Source organism: Lactococcus sp. S-13, assembly GCF_004210295.1.
Lineage (GTDB): Bacteria > Bacillota > Bacilli > Lactobacillales > Streptococcaceae > Lactococcus.
Map to the genome: position 1 here is coordinate 1002664 of NZ_SDAK01000001.1, position 25889 is coordinate 1028552.

The window sequence follows — 25889 nt, forward strand, 5'->3', positions numbered from 1 at the left end:
CCATTTAAGGATTTCTTTATGCTTTAATTCTAATCTACTCCAGCAAATAAAAAAAGCTCTAGCTATAAAAACAAGAACTTTTCTTTTCTATCGTTCGGTTTTACTGAATGTTCGGAAATTCCAATTGCTTTTCCAGATAAAAGACTTCCTTTCCCTGCTCATAGGCATAATTTATCTCATATTGGGTAGTTTCACCAATATAGCCCCCAAGTTGACAACAAAAATGGCGTCAGAACAATCAATTCTTTTAAGATGCGCCTGCCTCAAACGAGCAATTTCAAACGCACGATAAGCCGCAGGATTTTTCGTGGGGTAGACGATGCTTAAGACGCAAGCTCCAGCTAGTTCCAAGCGCTCTGCTTGACGCTTTAGCTCTTCTACAAAGCGCAAACTGCCACAAATCGTAATGATTTTCATCACCAGCCTCCTTTTTATTTGACGTCATTATACTCCTTTAGCCCATTTCTGTCAATTTTCACTTATCTTTTAAGCCAAAACAATAGAGAAAATGCTGACGTAAATTTGCGTCAGCATTTTCTCTACTTAATTCAGGATTTACGTTATTTTTTCTTTTTCCCTTTTTTCATTTTTTTCTGAGCGCGTTTCATGGCTTGTTTCATGGCAAATTCAGTTGCTTTTCCTTTAAGCCCTCCACCAAACATTGAGGACATATCAGGCATCCCATTTCCAGCACCGCCCATCATGCTTGACAAATCACCCAACTGGCTCATATCAGGCATCCCGGTAGGCATTTGTCCTTTTGGTAAATTAGGCATTTTTTGCCCACCCATCATTTTTTGCATCATTGCATTCATATCGCCATTCATCATGCCTTGCATCATTTCTTTAGACTGATTAAATTGCTTAATGAATTTATTGACCTCAATGAAACTATTCCCTGAACCAGTCGCAATACGGCGACGACGAGCTGGAGACAATTCAGCCTCTAAGTGACGCTCAGCTGGTGTCATTGACAACACTATGGCGCGTTTTCTTGCAATATCTTTCGGATCAACCTTGACTTTATCAAGTCCAGGCATTTGTGACATCCCTGGAATCATTTTCATGATTTCTTCCATTGGTCCCATATTTGTCACTTGATCAAGCTGTTCCACGAAATCCTCGTAGTCAAAACGGTTTTCCGCCATTTTTTCCGCTAATTTGATGGATTGCTCTTCATCATAATTGGCTTGAGCTTTCTCAATCAGGGTAAGCATATCCCCCATGCCCAAAATCCGCGAGCTCATCCGATCAGGATAGAAAATTTCTAAATCCGTTAATTTTTCGCCCGTCCCAGTAAATTTAATTGGTTTACCAGTAATCTCTCGAATCGAAAGCGCAGCACCACCACGAGTATCCCCATCAAGTTTGGTGATAATAACCCCCGTGATATCAAGTTTTTCATCGAAAGTCTTCGCCACTTGCGCAGCCACTTGACCTGTCATTGCATCAACAACCAGCAAGATTTCTGTTGGTTCTGCCAACGCTTTGATTTCACGCAGTTCGTTCATCAAAGTGTCGTCGATTTCCAAGCGTCCAGCCGTGTCAATCAAGACATAGTCTTTACGTTCCTCACGTGCTTTAGCCAATCCATTACGGACAATATCAACAGGATTTGCTGCTGTTCCCTCATCATAAACTGGAATTTCAAGCTGGCTCCCCAGTGTTTTGAGTTGATCAATGGCCGCTGGGCGATAAACATCGGCTGCAATCATCAAAGGACGCGCTTCTTGTTCTTCTTTGAGTTTCTTGGCAAGTTTACCAGCAAAAGTTGTTTTACCAGCCCCTTGTAGCCCCACCATCATGATAATTGTTGGAATTTTTGGCGATTTGAGTAATTCAGCCTCACCACCGCCCAAAATTGCCGTCAATTCCTCATCAACAATTTTGATGATTTGTTGCGCAGGGTTGAGCGCTTCAGAAACCTCTACACCAACCGCACGTTCACGAATCGCTTTAATAAATTTCTTAACAACAGGCAAAGCAACGTCGGCCTCAAGCAAGGCAACCCGAATTTCCTTGGTGATTTCTGTAACATCAGCCTCTGTAATTTTTTTCTTTCCTCGTAAATTTTTAAAAACGTTTTGCAAACGTTCAGTCAAATTTTCAAATGCCATTTCGGATTTTTCCTTTCAAATTCTTCCTCATAAAATCTCGGATGCTTTTATATCCCGATTTGTAGGACTACTTTTCTCAATTATTTTTTAAATTCACCACGATTTGTGAGCTAAGTTTCTAATTTTAATTTAATTTTGTAGGAGGTTTTATGAAATCCATCCTACCACTACTTTTTATCTCATCAAATAATATTCAACTTAGACTCTCTTCTCCATTAACTATAAAAAGGAGTAAACAGATACTCCTATTTTACCATTTTATAAGCTATTTTGCCTAGCTTGAATGCTAGGTTGCCAAGTTTTATCAAAGTTGAAATTGACTCAGAAAAATAACACCTTAAAGAAAAATTTAATAAAATCATTTTCCTTTGAGGTGTTAAAAATTTTTAAATGATTGGTGGTGTTCCTTCCGTGTTCCCCACAATTGCATCAATTTGAACAAGCGCATCCAAAGGAAGTTCACTTACGCCAAGGACGCGACGAGCTGGTGTGCCCGCAGGGAAAAATTGAGCATAAACTTCATCAATTACTGGAAGATCGGCCATATTTTTAAGGTAAATATTGACTTTGACAATGTCTTCCAACGCATGATCAATGCTTTCAACAATCGCTTTGATATGTTCAAGAATTTGTTTCGTTTGCTCTTTTGCTCCACCTGATACAAGCTTCCCTGTCTCAAGATCAATAGGAAGTTGAGCAGATAAATGATTGTAATGAGAGAAAGCCACAGTTTGTGTCGAAAGCGCTGAGATTGGCGCTTGGTCTGTATTGTTAGCTTCAATAATGAGTCCGTGTCTATCTTCAATCGCTTGTGGTGGCGTTCCATCACCATGAGAAACTACAGCTTCGATTTGAACAGACGCACCCATTTCCAAATTGGCAACTTGCACAGTAGTTCGAGCAGGAAGATAGTTCACCGCACGTGCAATTCCTGAGTCAGGGAAGAAGCTACGATAAACTTCATCTACAACTTCCATATCTGCAAGATTTTTTACAAAAATATTGATTTTTACAATGTCGTCAAATGGTACATCAATGCTTGTCAGGATTGCTTTAATATTTTTCAAAGCTTGCACCGTTTCAGCTTTCACACCACCTTCCACCACTCGTCCCGTGATAGGATCCACTCCGATTTGTGCAGAGAGGTTGTTGTAATGTGAAAATGCCACAGTTTGACTCGCTAAAGGAGAAACTGGCGCCCTAAGAGTGTTATTAGTCAATTTGATCAAATCGCCGGCTTGTGGAGCATTAGGAATTGTCCCAACACCGTTTGTAATCAGTGCGTCGACAGAAATTAAAGCACCCATTGGCAAGTCTGCCACGGCAACTACCGTACGAGTAGGCAAGTAAGTTGGGAAAAATGATTTATAAACTGCGTCAACGCGAGCCATGTCCTGAATATCTTTAACAAAGATAGAAATACGGACAACATCATCCATCAAGTGGTCTGTACTTTCAACAATAGCTTGAATATTGGCAAAACACTGCTGAGCTTGTTCAACAATGCCTCCAACAATCAGTTGTCCTGTTTCAGGAATAATAGGTAGCTGCGCTGAAAGGTTATTGTAGTGTGAGAAGGCTACGGTTTGTGAAGAAATTCCTTTTGCCACTGGGGCTTGTTCCGTATTTCTTGCTAGCACTGCGTTCAGATCGCTCATTTTGGTGATCTCCTTAGGATATTTTATTTTTTCACTCCCCTTATCAAAACACAAAGGAAGCGGTTACACGAGAGTTATTATAGCATAATTTAATATTTTTACAAAACAATTATTCAATTTCCTCTAAAATAAATGAGATTTTAATTAGATAAAAATTACAAAAATGACCGTTTCATAATTTTTTTCACATTAATTATCGGTCAGAAAAAATCTAAAATTTCCCTTTTTTATTTTTAAAAGATAGCTTCAACCGTTTTAAAATCGCTCATTTGAACAACTTAAGCTCAAGGTAATAACTCAATAGCTAGAAATAAATTTAAAAATTTCAACTCAATTTTAGATTTGCCTTCTCCCTTCTTTCTCATTATTCAAATGGCATTCATAAAGTATATAAAAGCCGTGGTTATCACTTTTTTAGTAGAAAATTAGCTTTAATTTATATCTTAATTTTCTAATTTTATTTTTACAATTATTTCATTATAATATTCTTTTCAAAAAAGTGAGCCGCTTACAGCTCGGCGTGTCAAAAATTATTTTTTGTTCCTCCTTGTTGAAGATCTAAGTCGCAGCAACAAAGCTATTAAAACGAGACTAGGAACGAGTAAAACTAAATTTATTTTCGCTCTTGAATGTTGCAAGCCTGTTGATTTTTGCTGAGAATCTGGATTGAATAAGTCAGTGGGTTTGGAGTTGGCAAGCTGAAAAAGCTTCGTGCCTATTGGAGTTAATGGCACAAAATTAGCTGGTTCTGCTGTATTTCCAATCTTTTTTTCATCGGTATCGGCCTTTACGGTACTTTTTTGAGTCGAACTTTCTCCTTTTTCACTGACGAAATTTTCGTCAGCATTTTCTCTAGTGGCTTTAACTACTATTGCAGGCACTGCTCCAGCTGGCAACGGAAGATTCAGCACTTTTAGCTTATCTTTCACCAGAGATTTTACTGACGGAATTTTCGTCAGTAAAATCTCCAATCCATCGGCATTCTCTTCCGGTTGTTGGTCAACGTGATTTAATTTTTCTGTTGCTATGGCTGAATCCGTCAGTAAATTTTTGTCTGCTAAGTCGTTTTTTGCATGATATCTTCCTCCAGTTTCAATCTTTGAAGTAGTCAAATTCTTCATTTTGGCATTTGGAGCAGGATAATTCACATCAGACAAGTTCTCTAATACTTTTTTATCTGTTTGGCTTGTCGACTCCAAATTTAATGAACCAATTGAATTTTTTGCATCAGCCGCTTGCTCTGGAGGGATTATTTGTTCTTCCTTTTGTTTGAATTCACCTTGTTGCGTTGCCAAGCGTGGTTGACTAATCTCCGACATCCGATTTCCCGCTTGCGTGTCTAACACATCTGTGAACGTTTCTAAAATTCCTTCTCCTACTTCCTTTGGAATAATTCCCGCATAATTCTCATCCGATTCGACCGGCTTTTTTAATTCCTGAGTGCCAGCAGCAGGATCTAAATTATTTTGATCAATCGCCGTATCCCCCACACTTTCAGCTACAGAAACACCCATTTCTAAAGTCAAATCTCCTACTAAGCTTTGTTTCTCATCTTGCTTAATCATCTCCCCTATAGAAGCTTGCGCGCCCTCTTTTGGCAGAGTATTCTCCTTATCCAAATCTGACCCTTCAGAAGCATTCAGCCCCCCTAAAGAATCGGGCGTTACTTCTGATTGTTGTGTGGCTGCATTATTGACCAAATCCAAATCAGTTTTATTTTCGCTCATCGAAGCGCCCTCAAAGCCCAGCACTTCATTTTGCTGCTGCGAATCACTATTCTCTTTCAAATTCAAATCGGATTGAGCACTCCCTAAGCTTGCAGGAGTTGTCGTCTCTTCTTGTTGCGCTAGTTGAGGCGTATCGTCTAAATCTGATTCAGTTTGATCTCCTATAGAACCATCCGTTTTCACTGAAGAATCAGTTGCAGAAGCTTGCACCTCTCCCCCAGTATCTAAAACTGAAACGTCATCTTGAGGCGCTTCAGAACTCGCTAAATCGCTCGGCACTGACGCAGAAGTTTCCGTAGAATCTTGTGCCTGCGTTTCACCAGTCTCCTCCAGACTATTTTGAATCGTTTTAGAACTAATTTGGATATTGTCAGCATTGCTTGCAGAAGCCTGCCCCTCACCCTCAGTATCTAAAGTTGAAGTATCATCTTGGGACGCCTCAGAACTCGGCAAATCGTTCGGAGCTGATACAGAAGTTTCCGTAGACTCCTGCTGCGGCGCTTCACCAGTCTCCTGCACACCCTCTTGAGCCGTTGGTGAAGATTCTTCCTCTTCAGAAGAACTTGTTTCAGAATTTTGTCCTTCTGGAGTATTCAAACTAGAATCCTCATCCTGTCCCTCCCAACTTTTTTTCAAACTTCCATCTGCTAAAACTTCAACTGTCCGCAAACCACTTGTCGGCATATCAGCAAGCTGTTGATAAAGTAAACTACTTTTATTCAACGCATCATCAGCCAAAGTGACTCCCGTCCCTAAAGCTAAAAATTGCACTGGGCTACCCGAAAAGGCGGCTGAGCCAACCACTGTCTGTGCCTCAGGCGCAAACGAAATACGTGTCAATTGATTATTCTGGAAAGCTTTGCTCATGACATCCGTGACCTGAGCACTAAAAGAAACTTCTGCCAACGCGTTATTAGAAAACGCTCGTGTCGCAATTTTCACGACTGAATCAGGCAATACAATACTTGTCAGGGCATTCCCAGCAAAGGCATCGGTTTTTATATTTTGGACTTTCTCTCCCAAAATAACCTCTGTCAGCGCTTTTTTATAAAAATCCGGAAAGGCCGATGTTGTCTGAAAGGCGCTCGTGTTTATATCCACAACATTATTACCAATCACCACCGAATGAATCCCAGTATTTGAAAAAGCATAAGCTCCAACAGACGTGACTGCGTAATTCACCCCATTACAAGTAATTTCATCAGGAATAACCACGTCGCTCCCCGCTGTACCAGAAAAACCACTTACCTCTGCGGTCAAATTTGTGGAATCTAAACTATACGTCAATTGCCCTTGGTCTTGAAAGGTAGGCTTGACCGTTGCCGCCTCCACTCTCACTTTCGTCAGTACTTTCGGACTCGTCAGATACACCGGACTCCCCATAACCGTCAAGACACCAGCTGTCAAAACAACTCTTGTAATTGTAAATTTTTGCATAAAAAAACCTCCTGACTTTCTATACGAAAATCAGGAGCTTTTGTAACACTTATTTTTTATTATTGTTATTTTTTTTACCATAACGTCTGTTCAAATCTTGCGGTTGGCGCGCTTCCATTACAACAGGCAAGATAACTGGTTTACGTTTTGTTTGGTCATAAAGGAATTTGCCCAGCGCATCACGAATACTTCCTTTGATGTCTGCCCATTCAAATTCTTTACCAGCTAAATATTTCTCTACTGTTTCATTAACCACTTCACCTGCTTCACGCATCAAATCACGAGAAGTTTTCACATAAACGAAGCCTCGCGTATGAACACGAGATTTGCTGACAATCTTACGTTCAGTTTTTGAAATTGTGATTACAGCAATAAAAATCCCATCTTCCGATAAAACTTTACGATCTCGTAAAACAACAGAACCAATATCGCCAACACCAGAACCATCAATCATAACATTTTCAGCTTGAATAACTCCTGCTGGTACCATCTCACCTTTTTCAAAGCTCACCATTTCACCACGTTTAGCAATGAAAATATGCTCAGGCAAAATCCCCATTTCCATCGCTAAATTAGCATGGGCGCTAAGTTCACGATACTCACCTTGAATAGGAATCAAATTTTTAGGGCGTAAAATATCAATCAAAAATTGCAAATCACGCGCATTCGCATGACCAGAAATTTTCAGGTCGGAAGCTAGCATTTTCATCACACCGCCAGCTTTATAAATATCATTTTCAATCCGCGCAATTGTCGTTTCATAAGATACCGAAGGGCTTGTGACTGCGAGAACAAGATCTCCGTCTTTGATTTTGACGTGTTTATGACGACGATGAGCCATATCACCCAAAGCTTTGAGTGGCTCACCCATCCGACCAGTTTCTAAAATCACCAGCTCATTATCAGCAAATTTCTTAATTTCCGCTGGCTTGATAATAGATTTCTTATCAACAATTTTCAATTTTTTCAGGCGAGTCGCTGTTTCGATGATTTGATCCATATCTTCGCCAGTAAAAGCAACCCGACGCCCAAGTTTAATTGCCGCATCAATCGTTTGCTGAATACGTCCCAAATTCCCAGCATTACAAGCAATGATCACACGACCTTCGCTATCATTGATATGGTCATAAATTTTGTCATAAATTTCATGCTCACTCGCTGATTGCAATGTTGACAAAGCATTTGGCGAAGACGAAAGAAGAGCCAACACATTGCTGCTTCCAATCTCAGCCAAACGACGCATATTTGTACGATAACCATTGGCAACCGCTGGATCGAAACGGAAGTCTCCTGTATAAACAATATTTCCAGAATCAGTTCCAATAACAATCCCCAAACTTTCTGGAATCGTATGTGTTGTTGAAAAGAATGAGATTACTGCCTTACCGAAATCAATCTCTGTATCTTCTGTCACAACATGAAAATCATTGAATTTGCGACTATCACCATAATTTTTAACATTGATTTTTGCTAACTCAATCGTCAATTCTGAGCCAAAGACAGGAACCTTCAACTCTGAGACAATATAAGGTAAAGCACCGATTGAATCAGCGTGTCCATGTGTCAAGAAAATTCCAGCTACACGATCAGCATTTTCTGAGAGATATGTAATATCAGGAATGACAAAGTCAACTCCAAGTTGATCCATTTCAGCGTATTTCAGACCAGCATCAAGCACAAAAATCTGCTCCTCAACTTCAACCAAATACATATTTTTACCAAACTCACGTACGCCACCCAAAGGAGCGATTTTAATATTAGACATAAAAACCTTTCTTATTTAGTGTAATTATTTATTTTTCGATGTAAAAAAGAGCCTGTAAATCCTTGACAACTCGTCAATAAATCACAGTTCTAATTTGGAAATATCCTTGCCATATTCACTCTCGAGAACGGTCGAGTGGGACAAGCAATAAAAGATGATTCACTATTGCAGAATCAAAATAAAAGAGATTAGCATTCCAACCTCTACCGAGAATACACTACTATAATTCTAACCCAAATAGCTCAAAAAATCAAGCGAATGCCAATATATCACAGATTTCATCTCTTCATCAACTAAAAATAAAAAATACCCTAAGGGTATTTCTTATTTCCCAATTTTTTCAATAATTTTAGCTGCTTCTGTCTCGGTGCACGCAACTAAAGGCAGACGCAACGGTCCAACTTCATAACCTTTATGATTAAGCACTGCCTTAATCGGAGCAGGACTTGTCACACTAAAGAGGGCATTGATTTTAGGCAGAATCTGCCGTTGAATTGTCGCCGCTTTTTGGACTGATCCTTCATCAAGTTCCGTGAACATCTCATTGATTTCGTCTCCAAGAATATGACTGGCAACTGAGATAACCCCTTGACCTCCCAAAGCCTTAGCATGAAAAGCCAGCCCGTCTTCCCCTGTGTAAACCAAAAAATCATCTGGGGCATTTTCAATCAAATAAGCCAAATTATCTGTCGTTGTACATTCTTTCACAGCAATAACATTTTCCAACTCGGCTAAGCGCAAAATATTATCTGGTTGGATTTCCGTCACCACTCGTCCTGGAATATTATACAAGATAATTGGTAAATCACTCGCCGTCGCAATCGCTTTAAAGTGCTGATAAATTCCTTCTTGTGAAGGTTTATTGTAGTAGGGAGTTACAGCCAGCCCAGCATCAATATAGCCAAGCTTTGCAACTTCTTTGACAAATTCAATCGAGTCACGTGTATCATTTGTTCCAACCCCTGCAATCAACGGGACGCGCCCTGCAACCAGTTGATTAACTGCAGCAAAGATTTCCAATTCCTCATCGTGCGTTAACGTTGGGGACTCAGCTGTTGTCCCTGCTAAGATTAATCCTTGAGTGTGATGAGCCAATAAATCCTCAATCAACTTTGGAAAAGCAGCAAAATTGATTTCACCATTTTCTTTAAAAGGTGTCACCAAAGCTGTGATAATTTGAGCATTTTTTAATTTTTCAATTGTTTCTTTTGCTGACATTTTATTCTCCTTATAGATGAGCTATTTTTAGCTCTGTCAAAGAGGTCAAAAAACCTCTATTTGTGGCAAAAGAGGTTCTTAAAAGTTCGTCAAAAATGATTTTGATTAGCTCCCCTTTCCCTCTTACCGAGAGAAAGACAGTCTGCAGGATTTAACCATACAGCCCAAGAAAAGTCTTGTGAAAACTTCTCCTTCGGCAAAAAACGCCGCCGTCAGTTTCATTGCGCTCACCGCTCCACTGATTTTTTCGTCTTTGCAACCTCTAATTTTGTTTGATTTATTATAGCATATTTATGCGTTTTTAGCTAATGGTTTTAACGTTTTTCTTGTTTTCTTTAAGCACACTCTGACTAAAATCTTCCAGCGGACGGCGATTGGGCTCATGGATATTTTCTGGAAGGTTTTCCAAATTGAACCATTTAAGCTGTGTCACTTCTTCAAGCTGTGGATGTAGCTCACCGCTAAAATCCTGACAAATGAAATAAGCACCTGGCATATAAACCTTGTCGCCGTTAGGATAGCTCATAAAGCGGTCCTTGCCTGAGTAAACACCCAAAAGCTCAAGTTGACCAGCAGCTAAACCTGTCTCTTCCAGAAGCTCACGACGTGCCGCGTCTTCCAGTTCTTCACCGATTTCAAGACCTCCAGCGTGTAGCGCCCATTTTCCATTATCCTTGCGCTCTTGTAAGAGGACTTTTCCATCACGATAGACAATAACACCTGCCCCAAGATAAATCAATAGCTCGTGCCCTATTTTTTGGCGTATCTCACTGATATAGCTCATCTTTTAATTCCTTTGCGACAAAATCTTTTAATAAACGAGCGTGCATGGAAAAGAGGGGTTCGGGAAGTGGTTTATGAATATCAAACCAACTTAACTCAGCAACCTCTTCTTGTTGCGCCTTTAATTCTCCTGAAAAATCGCGACAAACATAGACAATTGTTGGAAAATAGATTTCATCGCCATTCGGATAGGTCAAAAAGCTATCTTCTCCTGAATAAGTACCAAAGAACTCCAGAGAATGAGCGATTAGACCACTTTCTTCAAACAGTTCTCGATGAGCAGCCGCTTCAAAGGATTCACCAACTTCAATGCCTCCCGCATGAATCCCCCAACCAAGTCCATCAGCTCTTTTTTGCAGGAGAATTTTACTTCGTTGTTCGATGATAACTCCACTTCCGACACCGATTAAGAGATCATTTCCTATCTTCTTGCGTATTTCACTCACATAGCTCATTTGAATGTTCTTTCCCTACTTCAACTCGAACTTCAATTCCTTGGTTGGACGCACTAACCCACGTTCATGTAAGCTTTCGGCAATTTGAACAGAATTCCATGCCGCACCTTTGAGCAAATTATCCGAAACACACCACAAATGAATTCCATTTGCAGCGTCCAAATCTTTGCGAATCCGACCAACAAAAGTTTCTCGTTTGCCAACGGCATTGATTGCTTGAGGATAGATTTGATTGGCAACATCATCTTCGAGGACTGCTCCTGGAAATTCAGAAATCAAGCGCTTAACCTCAGAGATATCTGCGATTTTTTCCGTTTCGATATAGATAGACTCTGAGTGACCAATAAGCACTGGAATACGCACACAAGTTGCTGAAACAGCAATTTTATCATCTTCCATGATTTTCTTGGTTTCATGTGTCATCTTCATTTCTTCGTAAGTATAATCATTGTCCGTGAAAACATCAATTTGTGGTAAAGCATTATAAGCAATAGGATAGTGCTTTTTATCTCCTTTTACCGGCAAAATATGTGCCTCTACTGCTGTGGGATCAACACCATCATTCAAAATTTCACGAAGTTCATGATCAGCTTCGTTCATTGCTTGTTGTCCCGCCCCACCAATTGCTTGATAGGTACTAACGATGATCCGTTTCAAACCATAAACACGACGAATCGGTTCTAAAGCAACCATCATTTGAATGGTCGAACAATTAGGACAAGCAATAATTCCATTATGAGCATCAAGAGCCTGCGCATTTACCTCTGGTACGACAAGAGGGACATGAGGATTTTGGCGGAAAAAGCTTGTATTATCAACCACAACCGCTCCTGCTTTTACTGCATAAGGAGCGTACTTTTCAGACACAGATCCACCTGCCGAAAAAAGAGCGATATCTACATTAGCAAACGAATCTTCCGTCAATTCTTCAATGATTAACTCTTGCTCACCAAATTTTACTTTTTTACCTGCTGAACGCTTGCTAGCTAAGGCTTTAACTGATTGAATGGGTAAGCTTGTGTTTGTAAGTTGTTCAAGCATCCGTGTTCCAACAGCACCAGTGGCTCCGACTACTGCAACGTTATATTTTGTCATAATTGTCTATCCTTTTTCAGTAAATTATAATTATTATAACTCTTTTGTCTCTTAAGAGCAAGAAAAAATCTACCAATCGGTAGACTTTTTTTAATTATTTAAACATTAATTTAAAGACTGTTGCGGCAATGATTGCTCCAATAATTGTTGCAACAACAGGAACCCATGCATACCACCATTTTGCATCTTTATCTTTACCAATAATAGATTGAGGCAAGATGCTATAAACAATACGTGGGCCTAGGTCACGAGCGGGATTGAGTGCTGCACCCGTCGGACCGCCAAAAGCTGCTACTAAACCAACAAACATCAAGCCAATTGCTAAAGCACCAACCATTTTAGAAGATGAAGCTCCTGAAACAGAAGCCCAAATCTGACTCACTGTGTCACTTGATGTGACATTTGCTCCTTGTTTTTGAGCATAGTCTGTCATCCATTTGATTGATTCGGCACCAAAGAAATTCGTTGTAAAGCTGAGAATACCAAAAACAAAAACAAACATCCCGATGACTTCATTTACAAAGCCATTAAAAATTGCTTTTCCATGATTTGACTCGCCAGTTACTTCATTTGGAGCATCAAGGGCATTGTTAGTCGCAAAGGCACCCAGTGCAATTGCTCCGTCATTCGTTTTAGCAAAATACTCTTTATAAATAGCTACCACGAGGAGTTGACCAATAACTGCTCCGATCACCTGAGCCAAGACGTATTGAGCAACGTGTGCCCAAGGAAAATAGCCAGCCGTAGCTAAACCAATAGTGATAGCGGGGTTGATGTGTGCACCAGAAACATTTGCAAAAGCCAGAACAGGTACCATAATTGCAATGCCGTAGCCCCAAGCAATTCCAAGAGCGCCAAACCCTTTATTTTTAGAGCCCTTAAGCGTTGCTCCTGCGATTGCACTATTACCAAGAAGTACAAGGAGCATTGTCCCTAAACCTTCAGCAAGATACTTTGTCATCCATGAAACATCCATAATAAATTCCTTTCTTTTTTATAAAATAAACCAAGATGTCAACAGCCTCATTTTATCATATTTTTCTTAATGATTACTAATAATATGAACGGAAAAAATTTTTTACAATTTTCTTATTATTTTTTATCGGTTTTAAAAAACAAAAAGCCCTATTTTAAAAAAATAGGACTTTTAATCAGGCATTTTCATGTGCCAAAGAGGTTCACACACTTTGACAAACACTCATCATTCCTTGACGGAAAACTCAATTTCCCAGTGCTCCTGTGCTTCGAAATTTTGCTAAAAAGCAAAATCATCGACTCATCGCATGAATTTATTATAGCACACTTTGACTTTGGAACAAAGAATGAGCTTGCTTTTTTCTTTTGCTTTAATTCCAACCGCTCAATTTCACTAACAAAATCAGGCTTGCACCAACAACAGCCAATAAAATAAGCGCAAAGCGAATCGTAAATAATCGGGTACCGTTACGCTCATAAGACCTTACAGACTTTGTCCCATGGTAAGTAAACAGAGCAATCCAAGCCAAAATAGTCAAGATGATTTGCACAAAAAGCTGCGCATCCCAAAGATACAGATTTAAAAGCGAACCAATTCCTGCGATTAAAGCAATAAGTACTGCCATTTTTTCTCCTTCGGGCTAGATTCACTCCGCCCCTTCTTTTGAATTCATTATAGCATAAAACCTAATTTTCAAAGCTTACAAAGAAGTAAGTTTTCGCTAGAAAATTCACTGACGGATTAGAGAATTTACTGACGTAAATTTACGTCAGTAAAAAAGAAAGCCCTGAGAGGTACCCAGAGCTTTCTTATCTTTTTAATCCAATGTTTTGTAAACATTTACCACGTTTTCAGCAGTGAAACCATATTCTGGAAGGATAATATTGGCCGGAGCTGATGCTCCCCAAGTATCAACCGTCACTGTTGCGCCGTCAAGACCAATATATTTGGCCCAACCAAAGCTTGTACCCGCTTCAATGCCGACACGTTTACGACAAGATTTTGGCAAGATTTCTTCACGATAGGCCGCTGATTGCTCATCGAAGAGATTCATCGAAGGCATAGAAACCACGCGCACACCAGCACCCAAAGTTTTCTTCGCTTCCAAAGCCAAAGCCACTTCTGAACCTGTGGCGATGAGGATTCCTTCAAGAGCTCCTTCTTCTTTAGAAATGATGTAAGCTCCACGGTTCAGACCTTCTTCAGCCAATTCTGCTGTGCCAGGTAAAACAGGTAGATTTTGACGTGTCAAAACCAACGCGGTTGGACGCGTTTTGCTTGAAGCTGCATGACGCCAAGCTGCAATTACCTCATTGCCATCAGCTGGACGGAAGACGTCCAAATTAGGCATAGAGCGCACTGAAGCCAATTGTTCCACAGGTTCGTGAGTTGGCCCGTCTTCCCCGACAGCAATTGAGTCATGTGTCCAAACATAAGTCACAGGCAGATTTTGGAGAGCCGCCATACGTACGGCAGGAAGCATATAGTTTGAGAAGACAAAGAAAGTTCCGCCATACACACGTGTTCCGCCATGGAGTGCAATACCATTCATGATTGCGCCCATCGCAAACTCACGGACACCAAACCAGATATTACGCCCAGCGTAGTTTTCTGGCATAAAGTCAGACTCAGCTTTTGCCATTGTGTTGTTTGAGGCTGAAAGGTCAGCAGAACCGCCCCAGAAATTTGGCATTTGAGCTGACAATTCTTGAATAGCTTCTTGCGAAGTGACACGGCTCGCTTTGCTTGAATCAAGTTCGTGTTTAGTCAAATCCAAATCTGGCGTTTCATTTTCAAAAGCTTTAACATATTGCTCAGCCAACTCTGGATATTTTTTAGCATAATCTGCAAAAGTATCACGCCAAACTTGTTCCATTGCTTCACCACGGGCTACTAGGGTTTCCGTGAAGCGTTTTGATACTTCTTGTGGCACGCTAAATTCAGGATACTCCCAACCATAAGCTTTCTTGGCAAAATCAACACCTTGTGCTCCCAAAGGCGCTCCGTGAACTGCTGAAGTTCCTTGCTTTTCAGCACCAAAACCGATGACTGTTTTCACCTCAATAATAGTTGGTTTAGATGTTTCAGCTTTTGCCAGTTTGACTGCTGCTGAAATCTCACTCAAATCATTGCCATCCTTAACCAAAAGGTGTTGCCAACCATAAGATTCAAAACGTTTTTTAACATCATCAATGAATGACATTGATAAATCACCATCTAGAGAAATATTATTTGAATCATAAAAGAGAATCAGTTTGCCTAATTTCAACTTGCCAGCTAATGAAGCAGCTTCTTGCGAAACACCCTCCATCAAATCGCCATCTCCATTGAGTCCATAAGTATAGTGATCGACGATATCAAAACCAGGTTTATTATATTGGGCAGCCAAATGAGCTTCTGCCATTGCCATTCCTACTGCGTTGGCAATCCCTTGCCCTAAAGGACCAGTTGTTGCCTCCACACCATCAGTATGATCAACTTCTGGGTGACCAGGTGTTTTTGATTGCCATTGACGGAAATTTTTCAAATCATCCAAAGTGACATTGTAGCCTGACAAGTGTAAAAGGCTATAAAGAAGCGCTGAACCATGCCCTGCTGACAAGACAAAACGATCACGGTTAGACCATTTTCGACTAGTTTTAGGATTAACATTCAAAAATTTGCTCCACAGCACATAAGCCATTGGCGCAGAACCCATTGGAAGACCTGGGTGACCAGAATTTGCTTTTTGAATTGCATCCATTGACAAAGTCCGAATGGCATTAACTGCCAGTTGATCAGTAGTATCAAACATAAGATTTCTCCATATTTTTATTTATATTCCATTATAGCACAACTTAGAAAAGGTTTTCAATTCTGAAAATAAAAATTATTTTCTTTCTTATCTCATTTTACCTGAAAATATTTTTAATTTTCTAGCGCTTGAAAAAAGAATAAGCTCTAAATCATAGCAGTCTCAAGTTCCTCTCTGCTTTGTACAACACCTTTTTGATAAGAGTATTGTTTGGAATACAAATCATCTCATCAGAATTTTTTTATAATAAAAACTTCTCCGAAAAGTTAGTCAGTAAAAAATTACAGCTGAACTTTTCTTAGAAGTTTTAACATTATCACTAAAAGTGTGAGCATTTTTTAATTTGTAGCAGCTTCAAAGGCGGCCATAAATTTTTGAGCATTAGCTGTCACACCAGCATAATCTCCTTTTGCCGCTGGCGCAGTCACACCGCCACCAGCAGAAACAGCCACTGCACCAGCCGCAAACCAATCAGCTACATTATCCACCGTCACACCGCCAGAAGGCAAGATGTTGATGTATGGAAATGGGCCTTTCAAATCTTTGATCATTTTTGGTCCAGTAATATCACCAGGGAAAAGTTTAATCAGCTCTGAACCGTATTCGAGGGCGATTTGGGCTTCTTTTGGTGTCAAAACGCCTGGGACATAAGGAATTTGGTAGAGGTTACAAATTTTTGCGACTTCTTTGTTAAAGCTTGGGCTGACAATAAACTGCGCGCCAGCCACAATAGCCAAGCGGGCGGAAGTCGGGTCAAGGACTGTTCCTGCACCAATGACTACATCTGTGCCCGCATATTTTTCGACCAACTCGGCGATGACATCGTTGGCTTTGGGGACAGAGTAGGTCAATTCGATGGATTTAATGCCACCTGCGACAATGGCTTCAACCATTTGCAGAGCTTTTTGGGCGCTGTCTGCTCTGACGACGGACACAACACCTGATTTGATGACTTTATTCAGTAATTCTGCTCTTTGCATTTTAAGATTCTCCTTGGGCTTGGCCCTTATTTTTGTGTTTTGTAAAAGCTTGCTAATTCTGTTTGAGTAGGATAAGCTTCACTATCGCCTTGACTTTGGACGGCAAGCGCACCGATGGCACAGGCCCGTTTGACGGCCTCCTGGATTGATTTTCCTTCAAGGAGGGCCGACTCCAGTCCTACAGCAAAACCATCACCAGCACCGACTGTATCGACTACTTTTTCAACTCTGAAGCCAGAAACTGTATATGTTTCTCCCGCCTTTTCTTTGACCAAAGCCCCTTTGGCACCAAGTTTGACAATGACCGTCTGCGTTAAATCACTTTGATTCAGATAAAAATCAGCAATGGCTTCAGGGTCTTCTGAACCCATAAGGATTTTTCCTTCATTGATACCAGGGAGGATAATTTGGCTACCTTTGGCTAATTCATTGGTAATGGCAATCATTTTTTCCCGACTTTCCCAAAGGGCTGGTCGCAAATTAGGGTCAAAAACGGTTAAAATATTGGCGGCATTTAATTTTTGATTGAATAAGCGAAAACTTTCTAAACTTGTTTCTGATAGAGCTGGAAAAATACCTGATAAATGGGCGATTTTCACTTGGAATAAGTCCAAATCAACCATTTCTTCCGCCGATAGATTGGCCGCAGCTGAATTTTTGCGGAAATAATCAACCGCAGGATCACCATGACTGACTTTTTGTTTGAGGTAAAAGCCTGTCAGATGTTGCTTGTCTGTGGTTAGATGAGTCGTGTCAATGCCTGCTTTTTTGGTGGCTTCAATGATGAACTGACCAAAAGCATCAGCACCAACTTTTGAGAGATAAGTCGCTTTATGACCCAAACGGCTAAGACCGACAGCTACATTGAGCTCGGCGCCAGCCAAAAATTTTTCAAAGTGACTGGCTTCGGCAAGGCTTTGGTCAGTTTCTTGAGCGGCTAAGACGACCAGTGGCTCGCCGATTGTGATAAATTCTGCCATTAGTCAGACTCCTTTATCTTATCTTCAAAAAATCCAAAGTAGTCATGAACGTTGTTGTAGCTGATGTTTTCAATCATCTTGCCCACCAAGGCTTCATCATCTGGAATACGTCCGACTTCGACTAAGCCACCGATGAAATTGCAGAGCACGCGGCGGAAATATTCGTGACGAGGATAGCTGAGAAAGCTGCGTGAGTCCGTCAACATCCCTACGAAATTAGGCAGCAGGCTTTGTGAAGCGAAGGTTTGCAGTTGCTTTTCCATGCCTTCAGCCGTATCGTTGAACCACCAGCCGGCACCCAGTTGCAACTGTTGGACGCCATCGCCTTGGAAGCAGCCAATCATGACGGCCAATTCTAGCCAGTCGTTTTGGTTGAGTGAATAGAGAATGGTTTTTGGAATGCTGCTTGATTCGGCCGCTTTGCTGAACAATTTAGTCAGTTCTTCAGAAATGTTGGCTTGGGTACCCATGCTGTCAAAGCCTGTGTCTTTACCAATGGTACGCAGGGCTGGGCCGTTGATTGAGCGGTTGACATTGACGTGCAATTGCATGGTCCAATCGTATTTTTGGTTGAGTTTCATGATTTCAAGCATAAGCTCAGTCATATATTGGTTGTATTCCAGGTCAGTCAGGCCTTGATTTGCCATCGCTTTAGCGACGATTTGGTCCAAAGTGGCCTTGTCGGCTTGAGCGAAATAGTAAGTCGATAGAGAATGATCTGACAAACGTCCGCCCATTTGGCTGAAAAATTCAAAACGTTGGCTGAGGGCCTTGATGATGTCGTCAAAAGTCTTGATGCTAACTCCAGAAACTGCTGACAGCTCTGTCAGATAGTCGGCAAAATGGCCGTTAGTAATGGTAATGAGATTGTCAGGACGTAGGGCTGGCAAGACTTTGAAGTTTTTTTCTTCGGCTGCTAAAAGTTTGTGATAAGGCAGTTCAGATGCTGGGTCATCAGTGGTGCAGACCACTTTGACATTAGAATTTTTGATAAGATTGCGTGGTGTAAAAGCATCTGTGGCAAGTAACTGATTGGCTTGGTCATAGATTTCTCTGGCCGTTTCGCGCGAAATCAATTTGTCAATGCGGAAAAAGCGTTTGAGTTCCAAGTGGGTCCATTCGTAAATGGGATTGCCGAAAGAACTTTCCAGGGTCTTGGCAAAAGCCAAGAATTTTTCGTAGTCGTCGCCATCGCCGGTAATCAATTTTTCTGGCACGCCGTTAGCTCGCAAAAGGCGCCATTTGTAGTGGTCACCACCCAGCCAGATTTGGGTCAGGTTGTCGTATTTTTTGTTTTCGTAGATTTCTTTAGGGTCCAAATGACAGTGGTAGTCAATGATGGGCATCTTTTCGGCGTGATTGTGGAAAAGGGATTTGGCTGTTTCGTTGTCTAACAAAAAGTCTTCAGATAAAAATTTCATGAGATTCTCCAATTTTATTTTAGGATTTACTTGGTTTTCTTAGTTTTCAAAGGACAGTTGGACTTGGTAGTCGGCAGATTTGCCAGCAGCTAGTTTGATGTTACCTTCTTTTTGCAGGAGTTCTTGCTCTTGGTCAATTACGTCTGGCAGACCTTGGAATGGTTCGATGCAGAGGTAAGGCAGGGCTATGTCTTCTTTGGTCCACAGGCAAAGGTAAGGGAAATCAGCCATTTTGACTTTGACGGCATAGTTTGAGCTGTTTGAAGTCAGTTCAACAACATTAATGTCATTGTCCAAGATGACCAAGCCTTTTTCAAAGAAAGGGCGAGTCAGCTGTAAGTTACTGACAGGTTTGTCAGCAACTTTTTGCTTACCAGAACGGTATGGAAATGGATTTTTGACGATTTCAAATTGTTTGAGGACTTGATTTTCAGGGCTAAAAGCCAAGCTGTAATCTTCAAAGATCCCTGGCAAATTGAAAGCAGGGTGGAAGCCCAGTGAAAAGGACAGCTCTTTTTGGTCTTGGTTGGTCACCTTGAAAACCACTGACAAATTCTTGCCAGACAAGTGATAAGTCACTTGAAAATTAAAGGCAAAGGGATAAGATTGGCGAGTTTGGTCATTTGCTTTCAACTCCAAAGTCAAAGTATCGACTTCGTCGTTGAGCACTTGAAATTCGTAGTCGGTGGCAAAGCCGTGTTGTTGCATGGGATAGGTTTTGCCATCGATTAAGTATTGGTCCTTGGTGGAGCGACCGATGGCTGGGAAAAGAATTGGTGCGTGTTTTGGCCAGCGTTCGTCATTCCAGATGAAATCAAAGCCGCTTTTTTGTTCAATAACGTGGGTCAATTCGGCACCGATAGGATTGATTTGAACAAGTAATTCTTGGTTTTCTAATGTAAACATTTGTTTTTCCTCATTTTGAGGTGGGAAATCTTTACTGGCGGAGTTGTCAGTAAAGATTTAAGACCATCTTCCTATTATATGTCAGCCTTTTCTGGCCAACATTCTTCATAAGCGTGTCCTGTCAGCATTTCTACAACTTGGCGAGCCTCTGGAGTAACGTCAGCTTTTGAACCACCATTTTCCAAACGAGCCAGTTCAACTTTTAAAATATCGTGATTGTGGCGATTGAGTTTGAAAGTTCTTGCAGCAATCAAAGCTAAACCAACCAAAATAATAGGAACGAAGACAAATAGTAGCATGATACCATGTTGAATGCCCATAGGCGTATTGGCGTGAGAGGTCATGGTTGTTGAATTAAACCCGATTTCTTCAAGGGCCCAACCTGCAATATAGGTCGCAAGTGCACCAGTTGATTTACGGAAGAAAGTCATGACTGAAGCGTAAACCCCAGCTTTGTCACCATGGGTATAGATTCTGTCAACATCAGGAATGAACGGAAAGACATTCCAAGGTGTGAATTCCAAAATCCCACGACCAAGTTGGTAAATGATTGAAACGATAATCAACATCCACATAGGGTCACTAATCCCCGTGATGTAAACGATGAAGTAACCCAACATGGCAATAATAATAGCTATGTAGCTCAATGTAAAGAGATACTTAGGACCGTGTGAAACCATGATTTTAACGGCAGCAATTGTTGAAATAATCCCAAAGGCAGAGAGAGCTTGCAGAATCCATGGTGAATTTGCCGACATCCCAGAAACACCGATGACAATGAAAGTAGGGAGTAAAGTTGAATAGAAGTCTTTGCCTGTGAAAGACAGAAGGTAAATCAACAAATGTTTACGGAAAGATTTATTTTTGAAAGTTCCAAAGTAGTCTGTGACTGTTTTTTTCAAAAATCCAGTGAAGCCAAGACGAGGTTCGGCATCAAGTTCAGCCAAAAAATCTGGCGTCAATGGACGTTCCCAACTTGCCCGCCACGAAGTGAAAATAGCAATAACAAAGATGACCGTCCACGTAATCCCTGTATAGAGATAAGCATTTGGATTGTTGAATGATTTTAAAACAGCAAGTGTGAAGAAGACAATCGCTGTCCCTGTGGCTGAGATAAACATCCGACTTCCTGACAAAGTTGTCCGCTTTTGATAATCTGGTGACATTTCAGTGGGCAAAGTTTCCCAAGGGATTAAAATCATTGAAATCGCAATTTCAATAGCCACATAAACCCAAAGGTAATACTGCCAACTCGTGGTTGAAATCCAGAACATGGGAAATAATATCGCAAAAAGTATACCACCTGTGGCAATCCAAAAATGACGACGGCCAAAACGTTTCCCCAAACGCGTTCGATAAAATCGATCAGTAATGGCGCCAAAGAAAAGAGACCAGATTGCGTCAATAATTCGTCCAATTCCAAGAACAGCTCCTGTAAACAAAGGACTAATCCCCTGAGAAAGCACGAAAACAAAGATAACTCCTGATACGATATTATTCCATCCACCGCCCATTAGGTCTGTCAGACCATAGAGGAGGCCGCGTCTTGTAGTGATTTCTTTAGGTGTGTAAACCCATGAAGTTTTTTGTTTTTCTGCCATGATAACAGATCTCCTATATTTTATTTTTGAATACTTTGTGAATTTGTGTTTTTTATAAGCGCTTACTTTCGAACTGTAAACTTAGCGGAGAAATCCTCCGCCAATCGTTCGGTTTTTAATTGCTTATTTTTACTGACAAATCTTATATCCGCTGATTCAACGCTCATTATCCAATTGGCTTGAACTGACGAAACAATCAGTAATTATTTGTCGGCTTTTTCCAAGGCTTCCCAAAGGCCGCTCAGATAGCTAGCACCCAGCGCGCGGTCGAATAAACCGTAGCCCGGACGACCAGTTTCACCCCAAATCATGCGACCGTGATCTGGACGGATATAGCCGTCAAAACCGTTGTCATACATGGCTTTGAGGATTTTGTGCATATCAAGTGAGCCATATTCAGACTTGTGCGGAGCTTCGTAGAAGTCTTTTTCGCCGCTTGGCAGGAATTTAATATTGCGCACGTGAGCAAATGGAATACGGTCCCGTTTGACAAATTCGGCCATGATAGCATAGACGTCATTGGCTGGGTCTTCAGCGATTGAGCCCGTACAGAGTGTAATGGCATTTGAAGGGCTATCGACCACGTTGCAAATCCAATCCAAATCATCACGATTTTTTACCACGCGCGGCAGACCAAACATTGGATAAGGGGGATCATCAGGGTGAACCGCCATTTTGATACCGACTTCCTCACAAGTTGGAATGATGGCTTTCAGGAAATAAGCAAAGTTTTCACGCAATTTAGCTTCGTCCACGTCCTTGTAAGCATCGAATAAGCGTTTGACTTCGCTCAGACGTTCAGGTTCCCAGCCAGGCAGAGAAAATCCGCCGTCAGCGGCTTGCACACGGTCAATGATGACTTGTGGGTCAGCCGGAATATCCTTGGCTACAAAGGCCATGGTTTGTGAATTATCTGCTAAACGATAGTCCAAGTCAGACTTGAGCCAGTCAAAGACAGGCATGAAGTTGTAGCAGATGACTTCAATGCCAAACTCCGCCAAGTTACGAATGGTTGTCTTGTAGTTTTCGATATACTTATCGCGTGTTGGCAGGCCGATTTTGATGTCGTCGTGAATGTTGACCGACTCAATCACTTTGAGAGTCAAGCCAGCTGCTTCGACTTCATCTTTGAGCGCTTTGATGCGTTCTTTGGGCCAAACTTCTCCTGCTGGAATATCCATAATCATTCCAACTACACCTTTTACACCTGGCACTTGGGCGATGTCAGCAAGTTTGACCTTGTCTGCATTGGCACCAAACCAGCGCATTGTCATTTCCATATTTATTTTTTCCGCATCTTGCGGTCCTTTCACACATTTTTTTCACTGACAGCTCTGTCAGTAAATTTTTAGCTTACTGACAGAGCTGTCAGTATTCTTTTCCATGTTCTTTCAACGCTTTTTGCAAGGTTGCAACGATAGCGCCCTTGCTCGCAATCATGTCAGTGAAATAATTTTCAACTTTTTCTGCCAATCCTGTCTTGTACATTTCATTTGGGAAAATTTGATGATTGGACAAAATCGGCTTCAAAATTTCGTGAATATTTTGCTCAGCTTGACCAATTTTCACATCCGCCACGACAGCTTGCAATTCGTCAAGCAGTGGGTCTGGACTTGGCGTGAAGCTTTCCAACTCATCATTGAACCCCATCAAATAACGACACCAAGCAGCGATGACCAAGGGAATAAATTCCAATTCTTTGACAGAAAAACGGGGATTTTCAATATAATGCCCAATGGTCACCCCATATCGCACTGGGATTTTTTGTGAAGTATCTGAGGCAATCCGTTGTGGCGTATCCGGAATATTTTTATTAGGCAGACGTTTAGTTAATAACTGTTCAATGAAATCCGCTGGGTCAATGATTTTAGGATCTTTGACCACTGGCAAAGCTTCGCCGTAACCCAGATTTTTAATCAAAGCCAACAAATCAGGGTTGGCCACTTCACTAGAGATGGATTGATAGCCAAGCACGCTACCGAAAATAGCCAGCGCCGTATGCAGTGGGTTCAGACAAGCTGTGACTTTCATTTGGTCCGCGTCGTTGACCGTTTCGCGGTCCGTCATGATGACGCCTGCTTTTTCAAGAGCTGGACGACCGTTAGGAAAGCTGTCTTCGATGACCAGATAGTGTACTTCTTCAGTGTTGCCAAAGGGCGCTACGTTAGTACGTTTAGCGCTGTGCAAGATTTCCGTATCTTCAAAACCATCTGCTTTGAGCAGTTTGGCTACAGCTTCAGAAGGATTTGGTGTGATGCGGTCAATCATGGACCATGGGAAACTCACCTTGTGCGGATTGACCAGATAGTCGTAAAAATCTTGTTCCACGATTTCATTTTCCACCCAACCTTTGGCAATGGTCAAAACCGCATCCTGTAATTTTTGACCATTTTCTGAGAAGTTATCCGTGGAAACCATAGCGATAGGGAATTTACCAGCTTTGTAGCGGGCATAGAGCAGATAAGTGATGGCCCCCATGTTAGTTTTGGGTTTTCCTGAAGCTTGAGTATCAGAAAGTACCAGATTTGTTAACTGTCCTTGCGAGTCATGTAGTGAATAACCTTTTTCGGTAATAGAAAGTGTTGCAAATTGTAAGGAAGGATTTTCAAAAGTCCGTGTCAACTCAGCCCAAGCTTCTATATTGGTCGCATTAAAATAAAGGCTGTCGGTCACACTAGCAATCAGTTTTTTGTCAAAAGTACCATCAGATTTCATGGTGACTGACAAAAAGCGATTGTCATAAGCGTGATAAATCTTATCAATGACTTCGTCGTCCCAAGTTTCAGCGACAATGATACCAGAACTCATCTCACCCTTATCAAGCAGCTCTTGAGCCACCACAGCATGGAAACATCTGAAAAGATTTCCTCCACCAAAGTGTACCCAGATAGGATTTTCCACTGTATGTTCCGAAATTTTTTCCTGATCAAATGACGGGATTTGAATACCAGCTTTTTTAAACTCCTCAGCCTTCTCCAAGTAATTATCGACTAACTTTACCATTAGTTTCTCCTTGTAGCTTTCAACATTTGGTATAACACATTCTTATTTTTTCAAAAGTGATATATCAGTTTCTTTTTTCAAAAACTAATATATCACTTTAAGAAAGCCTTGTCAAGAATAAAATAAAATAGGTTTTATTTTTTATTCAAAACACCCTTATATTTGACTTTAAGCCCCCTCTGCTCTATAATTACAGCATGAATGAATTGAATTTTAACCTTCAGAATCAAGCCTATAAGCAAATTATTGGTAAAATTCTTCGAAATGAATACAAGCCTGGACAAAAAATTTCACAAAAAAATATTGAAGAAGATTTGCAACTTGGGCGAACACCTGTTCGTGAAGCTCTATTACGCCTGCGCCGTGACGGATTGATTTACACCATCCCTCAATCGGGAACTTATGTCACAAAGATTGACCTGGATGCTGCAAACAATGCTCGCTTTATTCGTGAAAACTTGGAGCGCAAAATTGTGTCTGAAGCTGCATTATTGAAGGATAGTCTTCTTCTGATGCAGGCCAGAGATGCTATAAAACTTCAAGAGAAATATGCGGCCAATGCTGAGTTTGCCAACTTTTTTAATGCTGACGAAGAGTTTCACAAGACATTTTATCTGATGACTGATCATGCCCAGGTCTGGGACTGGCTCCAAACCATCAATATTCAATTTAATCGTTTTCGTTGGCTCAGATTATCCATTTCTGAGTTGCCTTGGGGCACTTTGATTGAACAGCATAAAGAAATTTTGGATGCTATTGAGCAACATGATCCCGAAACTGCAGTCAGTGCTGCTGCCAAACATTTACATCTAATGTTTGAAGAAGAAATGGCTGTTCTGCAAACTTTCCCCGAATATTTTGATAATTTACCACAATAAAAAACTGTCCAATTTTGGGACAGTTTTTTCGTAAGAAATTACTGACGCCTCTGTCAGTGCAATGTAAGCAGAACGGCTAGTCATGTTGCAAATAG

The 25889-nt window shown here is 41.0% G+C and carries 20 protein-coding genes; 1 reads left to right on the forward strand and 19 read right to left on the reverse strand.

The genetic code is table 11. From position 1 onward, the window contains the following. Window positions 1-171 precede the first annotated feature (171 nt). The 19 genes from EQJ87_RS05030 to EQJ87_RS05120 all read right to left on the reverse strand — a co-directional run bounded on the left by EQJ87_RS05030 (window position 172) and on the right by EQJ87_RS05120 (window position 24916). Window positions 172-417 carry a hypothetical protein gene (locus EQJ87_RS05030; RefSeq protein WP_223804504.1) on the reverse strand — a complete coding sequence of 82 codons (246 nt, stop codon included), beginning with the start codon at window positions 415-417 and terminating at the stop codon, window positions 172-174. Window positions 418-560: 143 nt separating this feature from the next. Further along, the gene (gene ffh, locus EQJ87_RS05035; RefSeq protein ID WP_130123595.1) at window positions 561-2117 is read right to left on the reverse strand and encodes a signal recognition particle protein; all 1557 of its coding nucleotides are present in this window, start codon (window positions 2115-2117) and stop codon (window positions 561-563) included. A 386-nt stretch (window positions 2118-2503) separates the two neighbouring features. Next, window positions 2504-3775, reverse strand: a complete 1272-nt coding sequence (locus EQJ87_RS05040) for a RidA family protein (protein WP_130123596.1) — start codon at window positions 3773-3775, stop codon at window positions 2504-2506. Between the two features lie 530 nt (window positions 3776-4305). Next, window positions 4306-6939: a leucine-rich repeat domain-containing protein gene (locus EQJ87_RS05045; RefSeq protein WP_130123597.1), complete on the reverse strand. Its 2634-nt coding sequence runs from the start codon at window positions 6937-6939 to the stop codon at window positions 4306-4308. A 49-nt stretch (window positions 6940-6988) separates the two neighbouring features. Beyond that, complete coding sequence (locus tag EQJ87_RS05050) at window positions 6989-8704, reverse strand: ribonuclease J (RefSeq protein WP_130123598.1); 1716 nt, start codon at window positions 8702-8704, stop codon at window positions 6989-6991. Window positions 8705-9028: 324 nt separating this feature from the next. Then, window positions 9029-9922, reverse strand: coding sequence for a 4-hydroxy-tetrahydrodipicolinate synthase (gene dapA, locus EQJ87_RS05055; RefSeq protein WP_130123599.1), 894 nt, complete (start codon window positions 9920-9922; stop codon window positions 9029-9031). Window positions 9923-10223: 301 nt separating this feature from the next. After that, window positions 10224-10706, reverse strand: coding sequence for an NUDIX hydrolase (locus EQJ87_RS05060; protein WP_130123600.1), 483 nt, complete (start codon window positions 10704-10706; stop codon window positions 10224-10226). Further along, a complete protein-coding gene (locus EQJ87_RS05065; protein WP_130123601.1) occupies window positions 10690-11160 on the reverse strand; it encodes an NUDIX hydrolase in 471 nt (156 codons plus the stop codon). Before EQJ87_RS05065 ends, EQJ87_RS05060 begins: the two co-directional genes overlap by 17 nt. A 15-nt stretch (window positions 11161-11175) precedes the next feature. Beyond that, on the reverse strand, window positions 11176-12255 hold the full coding sequence (locus EQJ87_RS05070) for an aspartate-semialdehyde dehydrogenase (protein WP_130123602.1): 1080 nt from the start codon (window positions 12253-12255) through the stop codon (window positions 11176-11178). 94 nt (window positions 12256-12349) lie between these two features. Then, window positions 12350-13231: an MIP/aquaporin family protein gene (locus tag EQJ87_RS05075; RefSeq protein ID WP_130123603.1), complete on the reverse strand. Its 882-nt coding sequence runs from the start codon at window positions 13229-13231 to the stop codon at window positions 12350-12352. Between the two features lie 370 nt (window positions 13232-13601). Then, the gene (locus EQJ87_RS05080; protein ID WP_130123604.1) at window positions 13602-13856 is read right to left on the reverse strand and encodes a hypothetical protein; all 255 of its coding nucleotides are present in this window, start codon (window positions 13854-13856) and stop codon (window positions 13602-13604) included. A gap of 192 nt (window positions 13857-14048) precedes the next feature. Continuing rightward, a complete protein-coding gene (gene tkt / locus EQJ87_RS05085) occupies window positions 14049-16025 on the reverse strand; it encodes a transketolase (RefSeq protein WP_130123605.1) in 1977 nt (658 codons plus the stop codon). A 338-nt stretch (window positions 16026-16363) separates the two neighbouring features. After that, window positions 16364-17005: a bifunctional 2-keto-4-hydroxyglutarate aldolase/2-keto-3-deoxy-6-phosphogluconate aldolase gene (locus EQJ87_RS05090; RefSeq protein WP_130123606.1), complete on the reverse strand. Its 642-nt coding sequence runs from the start codon at window positions 17003-17005 to the stop codon at window positions 16364-16366. 26 nt (window positions 17006-17031) lie between these two features. Further along, a complete protein-coding gene (locus EQJ87_RS05095; protein ID WP_130123607.1) occupies window positions 17032-17985 on the reverse strand; it encodes a sugar kinase in 954 nt (317 codons plus the stop codon). Continuing rightward, the gene (uxaC, locus tag EQJ87_RS05100; protein WP_130123608.1) at window positions 17985-19406 is read right to left on the reverse strand and encodes a glucuronate isomerase; all 1422 of its coding nucleotides are present in this window, start codon (window positions 19404-19406) and stop codon (window positions 17985-17987) included. Before uxaC ends, EQJ87_RS05095 begins: the two co-directional genes overlap by 1 nt. A gap of 39 nt (window positions 19407-19445) precedes the next feature. After that, on the reverse strand, window positions 19446-20312 hold the full coding sequence (locus EQJ87_RS05105; protein ID WP_130123609.1) for an aldose 1-epimerase family protein: 867 nt from the start codon (window positions 20310-20312) through the stop codon (window positions 19446-19448). Window positions 20313-20386: 74 nt separating this feature from the next. Continuing rightward, entirely contained in the window at window positions 20387-21913 is a 1527-nt protein-coding gene (locus tag EQJ87_RS05110) for an MFS transporter (RefSeq protein WP_130123610.1), read from the reverse strand. 203 nt (window positions 21914-22116) lie between these two features. Further along, entirely contained in the window at window positions 22117-23193 is a 1077-nt protein-coding gene (gene uxuA / locus EQJ87_RS05115) for a mannonate dehydratase (RefSeq protein ID WP_130124594.1), read from the reverse strand. An 88-nt stretch (window positions 23194-23281) separates the two neighbouring features. Further along, on the reverse strand, window positions 23282-24916 hold the full coding sequence (locus tag EQJ87_RS05120) for a mannitol dehydrogenase family protein (RefSeq protein WP_130123611.1): 1635 nt from the start codon (window positions 24914-24916) through the stop codon (window positions 23282-23284). Window positions 24917-25113: 197 nt separating this feature from the next. Here EQJ87_RS05120 and EQJ87_RS05125 point away from each other — a divergent pair, with 197 nt between their 5' ends. Beyond that, complete coding sequence (locus EQJ87_RS05125; protein ID WP_130123612.1) at window positions 25114-25794, forward strand: GntR family transcriptional regulator; 681 nt, start codon at window positions 25114-25116, stop codon at window positions 25792-25794. Window positions 25795-25889 lie beyond the last annotated feature (95 nt).